This is a genomic window from Microbulbifer sp. SH-1 (assembly GCF_011326135.1).
GTDB classification, from domain to species: Bacteria; Pseudomonadota; Gammaproteobacteria; order Pseudomonadales; family Cellvibrionaceae; genus Microbulbifer; species Microbulbifer harenosus.
The window spans coordinates 2,754,524-2,767,716 of sequence record NZ_CP046948.1; the positions used below are offsets into that span (position 1 = coordinate 2,754,524).

The following is a 13,193-nucleotide window of genomic DNA, read 5'->3' on the forward strand; positions in this document are numbered from 1 at the left end:
GTTGCGCAGGGAAATTGTTCTCGCTATAAAATGTATACATTTTTAACAGGGTATACATTTTATGGAGCAGGTCGCCCAGCGCTCCCTCAGAGCCGATACCACACTTTCCGCCGTCAGCGCCGGCTTTGCCGCGGTGCTGGTGGGCTTTGCCAGTTCCGTGGCGATTGTGCTGCAGGCGGCGGCAGCGGCCGGCGCCAGCGAGGCGCAGATGGTCTCGTGGATCGGCGCACTCGGCCTGGGGATGGGGCTCACCTGTATCGGCTTTTCCTGGTACTACCGCGCACCCGTAGTCACCGCGTGGTCTACACCCGGTGCAGCCCTGCTGATAACCAGCCTGAGCGGGGTCTCCCTGCCAGAAGCGGTGGGGGCCTTTCTGTTCAGCGCACTGCTGACACTGGCGCTCGGACTCTCTGGCGCTTTCGAACGCATTGCGGCGCGGGTGCCACAGCCCATCGCCAGCGCGATGCTGGCGGGCATTCTGTTGCAGTTCGGACTTTCGATCTTTACCTCGCTGCAGGCGAACCCGCAGCTGGTTGGGGCAATGCTGGTGGCCTATCTCATTGGGCGGCGCTGGCTGCCGCGCTACGGCATCCTGTTGGTGCTGGCCGTCGGATTTGCGACCAGCTGGCTACTGGGTGAAGTGCACGCGGAACAACTGGATTGGTCCATCGGGCAACTGCAGTGGGTAACACCGGCATTTAACCTTCAGGTATTGCTGGGCGTGGGCCTGCCGCTGTTCATTGTCACCATGACCTCGCAGAACCTTCCCGGTATCGCGATTCTGCGCGCCAGCGGTTACGCGCGGGTCCCGGTGTCACCGGTGATCGGCGGCACCGGGCTGATAAGTCTGCTGTTGGCACCGTTCGGCGGATTCGCGTTCAATCTCGCCGCCATTTCGGCGGCCATCTGCACCGGCCCCGAAGCGCACCACGACCCAGCGCGGCGCTATACCGCGGGAATTTCCGCGGGAATTTTCTACTTACTCGCGGGCCTGTTCGGCGCCAGTGTGGTGGCGCTGTTTGCCGCGCTGCCCCAGGCGATGATCGCCGGCGTGGCCGGACTCGCACTGATCGGCGTCATCGGCTCAAGCCTCGCCGGCGCTACCGCCAAAGCCGACTGCCGCGAGGCTGCACTGGTCACCTTGCTGATTACCGCGTCCGGAGTCAGTTTCTTCGGCATCGGCGCCGCCTTCTGGGGGCTGCTCGGCGGCCTCGCCTGCCACTGGCTACTGGCGGAGAGGCGCTGATGGACCTGTATCGGCAATTGAAGTCAGACCTGCAGCGCGGGCGCTTTGCCCCGGGCACACCGCTAAAGCAGAGCGAGATCGCGGAACGCTACGGTGTCAGCCGCATTCCGGTGCGAGACGCGCTGGCGCGCCTGAAAAGTGAGGGCTGGCTTACCGGGTACGGCAAGCGCGGGGTAGCGGTGCCACGGTTTGATCCACAGGAAGCGGAAGACCTGTATCTGATGCGCATGCACCTGGAGCCTTTACTGCTGTCACTTGCCGCCCCGAGCCTCAATGGCGAGCTACTCGGGCGCGCGCAGGATATTCTCGATGCCATGGAAACAACACCTCCGCTCGACGCGGCGACACTTGGCCAGCTCAACTGGCAGTTCCACACCGGCCTTTACCGCGCCGCCGGGCGCCCCACCCTGTTCAAGACGGTGGAACAGCTGCAGCGTCAGTGCGAGCGCTATATCGGCTATCAAAACCGAAGCCTCGACTACCAGAGCACCAGCCAGCGCGAGCATTACCAGTTACTGGCACTGCTGCGGCAGGGAGAGACCCGGGAAGCCTGCTCGTTGCTGGAACAACATATCGTCGCCGCCGGCCGTGTTCTCGTCGAACATCTCAAGGAACAGCAAGGCGCGGACGTTGACATGGAATAGGCGACCGATCAGACGGCCTTCAGTGCCGCCATGATCAGCAGGCACCAGAATGCAACAGCCATCAGAGCAACTCCCGTTTTGGTATGATTGCCGCCAGCTTAGTCGCCGCCACGTGTGCGCGCCATTTCATTCTGCCCATTCGCCGGAGCATCCCCATGAGTTTCAGCCCCAATCGCGGCCCCTACCCCCACTCCCGTCCGCGCCGTCTGCGCGCCAGTGAATTCTCCCGCCGCCTGGTACGGGAAAACCGCCTGACCAGCGACGACCTGATACTGCCGCTGTTTGTGATCGAGGGCCGCGGCGAGACCCAGCAGGTGGCCTCTATGCCGGGGGTCGAACGCATGACCGTGGATCTGCTCACCGCCAAGGCGAAAGAACTGGTGAAGCTCGGCATCCCCGCCGTCGCCCTGTTCCCGGTGGTGGACGCCGCGCACAAGTCCGACGATGCCCGCGCCGCCTATGCCGTGGACGGCCTCGCCCAACGCGCGGTGCGCGCACTGAAAGACGCCGCGCCGGAACTCGGCGTCATCACCGATGTGGCGCTCGACCCCTTCACCAGCCACGGCCAGGACGGACTGATGAACGACGCGGGTTACATCGTCAACGACGAAACGGTGGAGGTGCTGGTGCAGCAGGCGCTGTCCCACGCCCAGGCCGGCGCCGATGTAGTGGCGCCGTCGGACATGATGGACGGTCGCATCGGCGCCATCCGCGTGGCGCTGGAGCGCGAGGGCCACGCCAATACCCAGATCATGTCCTACGCCGCCAAATACGCGTCGAGCTACTACGGGCCCTTCCGCGACGCGGTGGGTTCCGCCGGCAATCTCAAAGGCGCCAACAAATTCAGCTACCAGATGGACCCGGCCAACAGTGACGAGGCATTGCACGAGTGCGCGCTGGATCTGGCGGAAGGCGCGGATATGATCATGGTGAAGCCGGGTATGCCCTATCTGGACGTGGTGCGGCGGGTGAAGGACGAGCTGAAGGTGCCCACCTTCGCCTACCAGGTGAGCGGTGAGTACGCCATGCACTGCGCGGCGTTTGCCAATGGCTGGCTGAACCGGGAGGCGGCGATTCTGGAATCCCTGCTGGCATTCAAGCGCGCGGGAGCGGACGGTGTGCTGACCTATTTCGCCGAAGACGCGGCGCGCCTGCTGCAGAGCTGAATCGCAGCCGCCCCGGGTTGATCAGACCAGGCCGAGCACGGTACAGCGGGTGATCAGCTGCCCGGCATTGCGGCAGCCGGACTTGCGCAGGATGTTCTTGCGGTGGTTCTTCACCGTGTGCACGGAGATGTGCAACTGCCCGGCGATCTCCACACTGGTGGCGCCGGCTGCAATCCGCGCCAGAATCTCCAGTTCCCGCACACTAAAATGAAGGGGCTCCGGCCCCGTGTGCGGTGCAGCCATTACACCCTCCGCGCAGCGCTCACGCTGCGCCGGCACATTGGCGGCCGGCGCAGCCATCAGTGTCTGCACGCGGTACTCCAGCGAGTTTGCCGCAGGTTTCCGTCCAGTCCCCTCGGCATCGGGGTAAAGCACCAACCCGGCCAACCCTGTCCCCAACATCTCTAACCTCTGCCTTTTCGATTTTCCCGTTCGCGGTGGCTTGCGTAAAAGCACCAGCGCTGCCGTGCCCCGCGTCGTCCCGGGCACTGGTCGGCCACCGCAGTTGGCAACAGGAAAAAGGTACCGGCTCGGCGCCAGCGAAGTCTTTGAAAGCTTGTGAATGTTTTTGATGTCCCGAAATCCGGGGGCTGGCAGGCAGTCAGGAAAAATCTGGCGCGGGCCGATCAGCGCCCAGCGGGCGCCGCGGAATCTTCCGCAAACAGCGGCAAGACCAGGCTGAAAAGCTCATCAGAGGTTACCGCCACGCCGTTGCCACCGCGCTGCTGGACCAGCTGCCGCTGGGTGTCAGAGGGCATGATGGTGTAGAGGAAATACGGGGTCTCGTCGCGGCGTGCGCGCATGCGCTCCATCAGTTTGAAACCGGCGAGTGGTTCGTCGCCGCGCCCCATATCCGAGATCACCGCCTGGTAGCGATACATGGACAGCAGCGTCAGTGCATCTTCCGTATTGGTGACTATGTAAACCGCAATACCGCGGGCTTCGAAGTCGTGACGCTCGGCCAGATTGTTGCCGGGATTGTCGTCCACCCACAGAATCCGGCCGCGCACATCCGCCGCCTCGCCGATAACCAGTGGCACACCCTCGTCGGGAATCCGCCGCGCGGTGATGAAATACACCGTGGCGGCCGTGACGAGCAACAGCAGGCCCATTACACCGCACAGACGCCAGAACGAAGCGTGCGTGGTTACCGGTCGGGTTTCGGCGGCGACAGGGTGCGCTGGTGCGGTATCCGCCGCCGGAGAATTGATCGCGGGGCGCGCGGATGCCGCCGGCACTTCGCGCAGCTGGGCTACCAGTTCCGGCGCCAGGCGGTAGCCGCGCCCATGCAAGGTCTGAATCAGAGGCCCTTCATAACCCAGGTTGCGGAACAGCTTGCGGGTATCCGATACCAACCGCCCGGCAGACCAGTGCGATACCACCGTGTCTGGCCACAACCTCTCCAGCAACAGCTGCTGGCTGCAGGGTTCGGGATAGAAGTCGATCAACAGGCGCAACAGCTGCAGTTGGCGGGCATCTGCATCCACGGGGACACCGCTGGCAGTGAGATACAACTGCGCCGTATCCAGTGTGAAATTGTAGAAGCGGTATTGCATGGAACTGCCCGACTCACCCGTTTCCCGACCGGGGGCCTGTTATGCCCCGGCAATGCGCAATGGATTATGCCCCAATTGCGCACGGGACCGGAAAACCGGTAACACGCCCGGCCTGCACCGCGGCGGTTGCCTTCCCGCCGTCGAGACCGGGCGGTGTTATTGCGGATCGCTTTTGTCGCGAGATTTAGCCCGCCGCCATGACATGGCATTACAGTGCGGGACACAGCGGATGGGTTCGCCAACGGCGTGCAGATAACAAATGGCTGCTAAGGCCACTGGTCGTCGGCTTGCGGTGACCAGGGCTGGGCCTCTTCTACCGGCGCGCCGCGGCGCTGTTCTTCCTCCCTGCGCAGACGCTCTTCGAGTACGCGCCGCTCCTCCTCCGCACGGCGCTCCTCTTCAAGGTAGCGCTCCTCCTGCAGACGGCCGGATTCCTCCAGCCGGCGCTGCCGCTCTTCCTCCATCTGGGGTACTTGCTGCGGCTCTTCCCGGTACTCTTCCCGATATTCTGGCGGCGGCTCCTGGGGAACGCCCTGCTCGTCCTGCCACTGCTCCTGCTCCAGCTGTTCGCGCAATTGGCGCTCACGCTGGCGCTGCTGTTCCTCCCTGCGCTGCTGTTCCGGGTCTATGCCCCAGCCGGGAGTCATATCCTCCCGCGGCGCCACCTCCCTGTCGTCGCGGTCGAACCAGTTGCGGAACCAGCCGCGGCTCTGGCAGCGGGGGTCGGTCTGCAGGCGGCTTTCGTCGGAGATCGGCAGCTCGCGGCCGCCCTGACAGTGCTTCGGGTCCATGTATTCGCCCTTGTCGTTCAGCGGCTTCCACTCCACCCCGCGCGGGGGCTGGATGCGGCCGTGGCGATGGGGCAGCTTGCGCATAATGTCGGTCCACACCGTGAGCGCGCCGGTGGCGCCGGTGAGGCTGGTGCGCTGGTTGTCGTCGCGCCCCAGCCATACCACCGCTGTCACTCCGGGGCTGAAACCGGCAAACCAGCTGTCGCGATAGTCGTTGGTAGTGCCGGTCTTGCCGGCAAACGGCACGCTGTTGGGCAGGCGTCGGTAGGCGCTCTTGGCGGTGCCCTCGCGCATCACCTGCTCGAGGCCGTAGCGCAACAGGTACACCGGCACCTCATCTACACCGCGGTTGGATTTGGAGCGGAAACGCTGCACCTGGGATCCGTCGGCATCGGACACCGCCAGCAGCGTGCGCGGTTCCACATGCTCACCGCCGTTGGCGAGGGTCTGATACATGCTGGCCACCTCAAACGGGGTCAACTCCGCGGTGCCGAGAAACAGCGACGGCACCCGCGGCAGGTCGGACTGTACCCCAAGCCTGCGCATGGTCTGGCGCACATTCTCGATACCGAGATCGAGACCCAGTCGCGCGGTGGCGAGGTTGTAGGAGCGCGACAGCGCCACATACAGCGGCACCAGACCGTGGCTGCGGTTGCCAAAGTTGGACGGCATCCACACCTGGCCATCTGCGGCCACTTCGCGAATCGGCGCATCGTCGATCAAGGTACCCAGGTTGTACTGGTGCGCCCGCTCCAGTGCGGTGAGATACACCGCGGGTTTGACCAGCGAACCGATCTGGCGACGCGCCTCCAGCGCGCGGTTGAAGCCCGGGTAGTGCGGGCGGCGGTCACCCACCATCGCCAGTACGTTGCCGGTGTGGTTTTCCAGGATCACCGTGGCGGCCTGCAGGGAATCCTTCTGGATGCCGCGGTCTTTCTCCAGTTGGCTCACGCCCTGGCTTACGGCCTTCTCCGCCAGATCCTGGATCGACGGTGCCAGCGTGGTATACACACGCAGGCCCGCGGTGCGCAGCTCCTCAACCGAATAGTAGGGGCGGAGTTCCTCCAGCAGGCGCTCAGTGAACGCCGGGTAGGGATTCTGCGCAGTGTCGCCAGCGGAGACCACTTCCAGCGGTTTCTTGATCAGGCGGGCGTGCTGCTCGGGAGTAATCAGCTCCTGCTCCAGCATCACATCCAATACGGTGTTGCGACGCTCCAGTGCGCGCTTGGGATTGCGCCAGGGATTGTAATAGGACGCGCCCTTGGCGAGGCCCACCAGCAATGCGATCTGGTGCGGCTCGAGCTGGTTCAGGGGCTTCTGGAAATAGAACTCGGAGGCGAGGCCAAACCCGTAAATCGCGCGGCTGCCCTGCTGCCCCAGCCACACCTCATTGATGTACTCCTGCAGGATATAGGCCTTGTCGTAATGGACCTCCATCAGGATCGCCATCAGCGCTTCATTGAATTTGCGCCACAGGCTGGGTTTGTGGTCGAAGAAAATGTTCTTCACCAGCTGCTGGGTGATGGTAGAACCGCCCTGTACCACGCCGCCGGCCTTGACGTTGGCCACCATGGCGCGCGCGATACCGCGGGGCGACACCCCGAAGTGGTGCACGAAATCCTGGTCCTCCACCGCGATCAGGGTGGCGCCGAGCAGCGGCGGAATCTCCTCGATCCGCACCGGATTGCGATCGTCGCCGCCGCCCAGCAGGGTGCCGATGGGCGCCGCGTCAAGGCGAAACTCCTTGATACGGGCGCCGCTCTCGTCGCGCAGATTGCTCAGTTCGTCATTGCGCAGGCGGAACTGCACCTTGGCCGCGGCCTCGCGCTTGTCCGCATGGATAAAGTCCCGGCGCCATACCAGGTATTCCATGCCGTCGCGCTGCCACTGTCCGGGCTCCTCGACCTGCGCGACTTTTTTGTAATTGAGCGCGGCAAACTCGGATTCCAGTTCGTCCGGGCGCATCACCATACCTTCCCGCAGGATAAGCGGGCGCGCGAACACACGCGCCGGTAATTGGTATTGGCGGCTGTCGAGACGCTCGCGCAGCTGCACATCCAGCCATACCATGTACGCGGCCAGGGCCAGCACCCCGAGCAGGGCCAACACCGCCAGGCGTCCGATCCAGCGCCGCAGCCGGCCAGAAGAATGATTTTGACGTTTCCCGTTAGAACGTCGCTTGTTTGATGCCATATCGCTACAGATTAACTCTTTGCTATGAATTCAATATAGATGTGCGGCAGGTGCGAAGTGACCGCAACCGGGGCAGTTATAGCCGGCATTTATAAGGTCGGTCCCGTACAAGTCAAATCCGACCGGTCACAGACCGTGAGCGGCACGCACTTGCACTGGCCCCATCCCTCGCCATAATGCGGCGAACGCCCGCAACCCGGGCCAGATATCGCAACAGTTCAGAATCGCAACGGAATTACTATGCACCAGTACGACCTCTACGGCATCGGCGCCGCCCTTCTCGATACGGAAATTGAAGTCACCGACAGCGACCTCGCGTCCCTCGGCGTCGACAAGGGAGTCATGACACTGGTGGACGACGCGCGCCAGCAGCAACTGGTGAACGACCTCAGCGACCACATGGTCACCGCCAGCCACGCCTGCGGCGGCTCCGGCGCCAACACCGTCATCGCCGCCAGCTACTTCGGCCTCAGCACCTTCTATTCCTGCAAAGTGGCCGACGACGACAACGGCGACTTCTACCGCGACAACCTCGCCGCCGCCGGGGTCGACTACCCCAAAGCCCTGCACAACGCCGACACCGGCACCACCGGCAAATGCCTGGTACTCATCACCCCCGACGCCGAGCGCAGCATGAACACCTACCTCGGCATCAGCGCCGAGCTCTCGGTAGCAGAAATCGACTCAGACGCCCTCACCCAGTCCCGCTGGATCTACCTCGAAGGCTACCTCGTCTCCTCCCCCACCGGCCGCGCCGCCGCCATCGCATTGCGCAAGCAAGCCGAAACCGCCGGCGTAAAAACTGCCCTGAGCCTATCCGACCCCATGATGGTGCAACTGTTCCACGACGGCCTCAAAGAAATGATCGGCGAGCGCGTCGACCTACTGTTCTGCAACCGCGACGAAGCCCTCAAATTCAGCCAGACCGATTCCCTAGACCAGGCCGCCCAGACCCTGCGCAACCACAGCCGCGCCTTCGCCATCACCCTCGGCGCCGACGGCGCCCTGCTGTGGGACGGCGAACAGGAATACCGGGTCACCGCCCCCAAGGTCAAAGCCATCGACACCAACGGCGCCGGCGACATGTTCGCGGGTGCGTTCCTGTACGGAATCAGTCGGGAAATGGGTTTTGTGGAAGCCGGCGAACTCGCCTGTCGCGCCGCCGCACAGGTAGTGAGTCAGTATGGGCCGAGACTGCGCCCGGAACAGCACCGGGAATTGCTGGCGCAGGCGGTAAATATTTAAGAAAGATGCTAACGAAGTAAAAACTCAAAAGCGAAGGCAGAGTGCCGGGTAAGGGTTTTCAGGATCGTCGGCAACAGGGATGTTGCCGACGAAGCGTACAGGGATGTATTCACAGCGGTCCTGAAAACCCTTACCCGGTGCTCTGCCGCCACCGGGCCAGCTTCAAATCCACCAAAAAACACCCAAAAGTCAGTTCACGGAAGAGGAAGGCCGGGGCCCACTGATCTCAGGCAGACAGGCGGCAGCAGCAATACCAAATCCCTGCGCATAATCCACCCCCATCAAGCGCAGCTTCTCCAGCAATTCCGGCGTCTCCGCAAACTCCGCAATGGTGCTGATCCCCATGCGCTTCGCCAAGTGATCCACCGTACTCACCATCGCACTGTCGATCTCATCCTCCAGCATATTGCGCACAAACGACCCATCGATCTTCAGATAATCCACCGGCAACTGCCGCAGATACGCCAGCGACGACGCCCCGCGGCCAAAATCATCCAGCGCAAAACTGCACCCCGCCGCACGCAACTTGTGAATAAACACCAGCGCCCGATCCAGATTATTGATCGCACTCGTCTCAGTAATCTCAAACTGCACCCGCGACGGCGCCACCCCAGCCTCCGTCAGCTCCCGCAACACAAAATCCGCAAACAACTCATCGCCGAGACTAATGCCAGAAATATTAATCGCATAATGGAAACCCGCCGCCCCACTGCTCTGCTCCAGCGCCATATAGCGGAAAATCTTGCGGATCACCCAGCGGTCCACCTCATCGATAATCCCATAGCGCTCCGCCGCCGGCAGGAACAGCCCCGGCGAAATCACATCGCCATCGCGCCCCTGCATACGCACCAGCACTTCATAGTGGTGCACCCGATTCTTATCCTGCAGCGCCACCACCGGCTGGCGGTACAGCAACAACCGGTCCTCGCGGATCGCAGCGTGTATCTCCGCAAGCCACGTACTTTCACGCCGCTTCGCCAGCGCCTTGCGCGAATCTCCGAAAAACTTCACCCGGTTGCGGCCCTGATCCCGCGCCGCGCTGCAGGCATCATTAGCCGAAGCCAACAGCTGACTGGCGGGCGGCGCGCGGTGATCCACGCTCACCGCACCAATCGACAGCGCCGGCCGGGTTTCGCTGTCTTCCCACTGGAACACAAACCCGTTCACCGCCTCGCGTAGACGGGTGACGATGCGCTTGGCCTCCTCCAGAGTGCAGTCCCTCAATAGCAGAGCGAATTCATCACTACCGACGCGGCCGAGCAGGTCGCCCTCGCCCAGACAGCGAGTGAGAATTTTCGTCAGCGCGATCAACAGCGCATCGCCGGCGCTGTAGCCCAAGGTATCGTTGACCACCTTGAACTGATAGACATCGAGATACAGCAGGATATGGTGCTGGCGGGGACTGGCACCGGAACCGAGCAGCTGTTGCAACGCGTGCTCGAACGTCTGTCGATTCGGGAGATGGGTTAACGCATCGTGGCTGCTCTGCCAGCTGAGCCGGGAGGAAATGCGGCGCACTTCCGAGGTGTGGCGCAACACCAGCACATAACCTTTTAGATTTACCCCCTCCCGCAGACAGTGGATCACCACACTCACTTCAAGCAACGTGCCGCCTTCCCGGCGAATATTGCCGCGCAGCTCGCGCCGGCTGGGAATGCTGCCCGCCGCCACGCCGGAATCCAGCCCCAGATCCAAGCGCTCACCGCCATCGCCATAGAGCAGCAGACTGCTGGCGAGCAGCTGCCCCGGCAGCAACCCCACCAGACTGCCACACAGTTCACTGGCCAGAGGATTGCTGTAGCGGATGCGGCCGTACGGGTCGGTGACCACCACGCCATCGGCCACTTCACCCAACGCCAGCTCTGCGGCCGCAGGGCAAAGAGAGCCACCGTCAGGCTCACCTTCATCAGTGTCTGCCAGCAGGCTGTGAAATGCGGCGTTTTTCGGTGTGAACTCAGTCAATGGAATTCCATCAGAACCGGCATTGGCGTCCGGTCTTTGCCGTGGCGGCCCCAGAGGGGACCGCAGATTTTTTTGTCACCAGGAACATTGTTTTTCGTTGCAGAAAAATAATAACGGCATATTCGCTGGCGCGGAAACCTCTCTGATTACCCTACGGCCTTTTGTGATTCGAGTCACAGCCGCAGGGTTCCAGGGGCCTCATCCGCGCCACTTGCGATTACAGGTGCTGGCGCAGGAAGGACTTCAGTTTTTCATCTTCAAAAGCACGCTGCAGGGTAGCACTCAACAACTGGTTGAGGTTTGCTTCCACTTCCTCGCGGCTCGGCTTGATCAGGTTGCGGTCCTTGCCACTGGTACTGTAGTTGCCGTAGAAGGTCGCCCCTTTCACCGACACCTGCAGCTGAATGGACGCACCGGAGTCCACCTTGGTGGTATACAGCTTGTTGGGACTGTCGTAGCTCAGATCCGTCAGATTCGCCACTACCTGCACATCGCCGCCGCTCTGCACGCCGCGGAAAGACCAGGCCTCCAGCCCCTGATACAAAGCCGTGGCCATGGCCTGCTCGATATCGTTGCCCAGGGTGACATTGGAAGAATCTGCGTAAATGCCGCCGAGGGAGCCGAGCCCACCACCGGCCAGCTGGTTGGCACCGCGGGCATACACCGTGTAGCCGGCACCGATATTGTCCGGAGCCACCTGCACTTCCGGTTTCACCACAACCTGCACCGGGCTGTGGGCACAGGCGCCGAGCATGACAGCAAAACCCGTCACCAGTACTGCGGCCAGTTTTTTCATGATCAACTCTCCCCTACTCCTTAAATGGTTCACAAATTCGACGCTTAATCCCCGTCACGGTCATCCGTGGTGGTGTCCGCGATGGCGTTCTTCCTCTTTTCCATTGGCCGCTGGGGACTTATCTGCCTGTGCAAGTCCTTGCACCGGCAGCGTCACCTCGCGGGCGGAACCGTCGGCAAACACCAGGCGCAGGGTCAGGGATTGCCCCGCCCTCAGCACCACACCGCGGATCATCAGATGGGTTGCGCCGGGGCGCATTTCAATGGCGCCATGTCCCGGCAGAGGAATTTCCTTCAGTGCGCGCATGCGACTCACCCCCGCCACCTCCTCGGTGGTGTGCAGCTCGACACTGGCCTGCGAATGTGCCGGCAGCTCCACCCGCCGGAGCACCCGCGCCCGCCCGGAGAGTTCGCGCAGGGACAGATAAGCGGCCCCCATGGGCGCACCCGGGGGCATTTCGCGGGCATAGCCACTTGCCTCAATCTCCCCAGCCTGCCCGGTTTCCGCAGCCGCGACGCCCACCCCAGCGAGCAGGCTGCACAGCAGTAACGTGCACATTTTCTTCAACACCGCTGTTTTCTGATCCACGGAAATTCTGCTCACTGCCGCCCCCTTTTCAGTTTGCCGTACGGCTGGAAGTCACTGGCTCTTTTGTAACAGTAATCGCGGCGCATTGCCGAGCTTTATATCACCGCGCACCCGGTATCCGGGCACCGCCTCGCGCAGCTGGCTGTACACCCAGCGTCCTTCGGCATCATTGCGGGCGACGATGATGACCCGCAAATCGTGCGCGCGAATGCGCTCCGCCACGCTTTTCAGCATCTGCACCATCTCATCGGAGCGCGCGGTTAACGGCGCCACCGGCAGCGTCACGGTCTGTGCGCCCGGCCCTTCAAGGGCGATATCCTGCTCCGCGCGGCGCTGTTCCCGCTGCAGCTGGCTGCGCACCTCTTTCGATAATGGATTGCCGGGGGCAATCTGGTCCGCGGTGTTGAGTAGGCTGCCCGCGCGCCCGAACGCGCGCTGGCGCAGCGCGTCGCGGGCCTGCTCCACCAACTGCATCACCAGAGTCTGGATGCCGGCGGCGGCCTGGGTATTGCCCGGATCCAGCTGCTGCACCTGCAGATAGAAGTCATAGGCGCTGGCACCCGCGGGCATGGTGATAAAGCCTTCTCGCTGCGCCTCCTCTGCGCGCTGCAGGAAATGGCGCACGGTGCGTTCACGGATTTCCTCCGGTGTCGGCCCCGCCGGCCGCGAGGGTTCGGGCGGCGGTAGTACCGGTGCCGGGGTGGGCGGCGGCGTGGTGCAGCCGGCCGCCAGGGTCAGCAACAACGCCCCAGATACTGAGACCACGCACCGCCACCGCTGTGGGCTTACGCGGGCTACACCGAGTCTTTCGACGGAGAATCGGTTATTTACGGAATATGCGATCGGATTCACTTTTCTGACGTCTACCTTCACGCTGCAGACCGGCTGCCGCCAACTGTTGTTTTTTTGTACCGCAGGCACCGCTATACTGCGCCTACGCTGGAGCCACCAGGGAACGGCAGCCCGCAAAACCAGTCCAAACTCGCCTGACTATAAAGAATTTTGT

General features: G+C 62.8%; 11 protein-coding genes. 4 read left to right on the plus strand and 7 right to left on the minus strand.

The genetic code is table 11. The annotated features are described in order from the left end of the window. Nucleotides 1-61 precede the first annotated feature (61 nt). From GNX18_RS11335 to hemB, 3 genes are all read left to right on the plus strand, one after another. Entirely contained in the window at nucleotides 62-1,246 is a 1,185-nt protein-coding gene (locus GNX18_RS11335; RefSeq protein ID WP_166218134.1) for a benzoate/H(+) symporter BenE family transporter, read from the plus strand. Next, nucleotides 1,246-1,890 carry a GntR family transcriptional regulator gene (locus tag GNX18_RS11340; protein ID WP_166218137.1) on the plus strand — a complete coding sequence of 215 codons (645 nt, stop codon included), beginning with the start codon at nucleotides 1,246-1,248 and terminating at the stop codon, nucleotides 1,888-1,890. The genes GNX18_RS11335 and GNX18_RS11340 overlap by 1 nt, the downstream gene beginning before the upstream one ends. A 155-nt stretch (nucleotides 1,891-2,045) precedes the next feature. Continuing rightward, nucleotides 2,046-3,056 carry a porphobilinogen synthase gene (hemB, locus tag GNX18_RS11345; RefSeq protein ID WP_166218140.1) on the plus strand — a complete coding sequence of 337 codons (1,011 nt, stop codon included), beginning with the start codon at nucleotides 2,046-2,048 and terminating at the stop codon, nucleotides 3,054-3,056. Between the two features lie 21 nt (nucleotides 3,057-3,077). On the opposite strand, the gene GNX18_RS11350 is transcribed toward hemB, so the two are convergent. The 3 genes from GNX18_RS11350 to mrcB form a co-directional block, all read right to left on the minus strand. Next, nucleotides 3,078-3,368 (minus strand): response regulator transcription factor, encoded by a 291-nt coding sequence (locus tag GNX18_RS11350; RefSeq protein ID WP_205827892.1) that lies wholly within the window; start codon nucleotides 3,366-3,368, stop codon nucleotides 3,078-3,080. A 314-nt stretch (nucleotides 3,369-3,682) separates the two neighbouring features. Further along, nucleotides 3,683-4,612, minus strand: a complete 930-nt coding sequence (locus GNX18_RS11355; protein ID WP_166218145.1) for a winged helix-turn-helix domain-containing protein — start codon at nucleotides 4,610-4,612, stop codon at nucleotides 3,683-3,685. A 266-nt stretch (nucleotides 4,613-4,878) separates the two neighbouring features. Next, the gene (mrcB, locus tag GNX18_RS11360; RefSeq protein ID WP_240913984.1) at nucleotides 4,879-7,512 is read right to left on the minus strand and encodes a penicillin-binding protein 1B; all 2,634 of its coding nucleotides are present in this window, start codon (nucleotides 7,510-7,512) and stop codon (nucleotides 4,879-4,881) included. 324 nt (nucleotides 7,513-7,836) lie between these two features. Here mrcB and GNX18_RS11365 point away from each other — a divergent pair, with 324 nt between their 5' ends. After that, complete coding sequence (locus GNX18_RS11365) at nucleotides 7,837-8,841, plus strand: adenosine kinase (protein WP_166218150.1); 1,005 nt, start codon at nucleotides 7,837-7,839, stop codon at nucleotides 8,839-8,841. 189 nt (nucleotides 8,842-9,030) lie between these two features. Here the strand turns inward: GNX18_RS11365 and GNX18_RS11370 are convergent, their stop codons facing one another. The 4 genes from GNX18_RS11370 to GNX18_RS11385 form a co-directional block, all read right to left on the minus strand. Further along, on the minus strand, nucleotides 9,031-10,803 hold the full coding sequence (locus tag GNX18_RS11370; RefSeq protein WP_166218153.1) for a bifunctional diguanylate cyclase/phosphodiesterase: 1,773 nt from the start codon (nucleotides 10,801-10,803) through the stop codon (nucleotides 9,031-9,033). Nucleotides 10,804-11,020: 217 nt separating this feature from the next. Further along, nucleotides 11,021-11,599: a YajG family lipoprotein gene (locus GNX18_RS11375; protein ID WP_138234987.1), complete on the minus strand. Its 579-nt coding sequence runs from the start codon at nucleotides 11,597-11,599 to the stop codon at nucleotides 11,021-11,023. Between the two features lie 60 nt (nucleotides 11,600-11,659). Then, on the minus strand, nucleotides 11,660-12,202 hold the full coding sequence (locus tag GNX18_RS11380; RefSeq protein ID WP_166218156.1) for a copper chaperone PCu(A)C: 543 nt from the start codon (nucleotides 12,200-12,202) through the stop codon (nucleotides 11,660-11,662). A gap of 36 nt (nucleotides 12,203-12,238) precedes the next feature. Next, nucleotides 12,239-12,952 (minus strand): N-acetylglucosaminyltransferase, encoded by a 714-nt coding sequence (locus GNX18_RS11385; protein ID WP_240913985.1) that lies wholly within the window; start codon nucleotides 12,950-12,952, stop codon nucleotides 12,239-12,241. Nucleotides 12,953-13,193 lie beyond the last annotated feature (241 nt).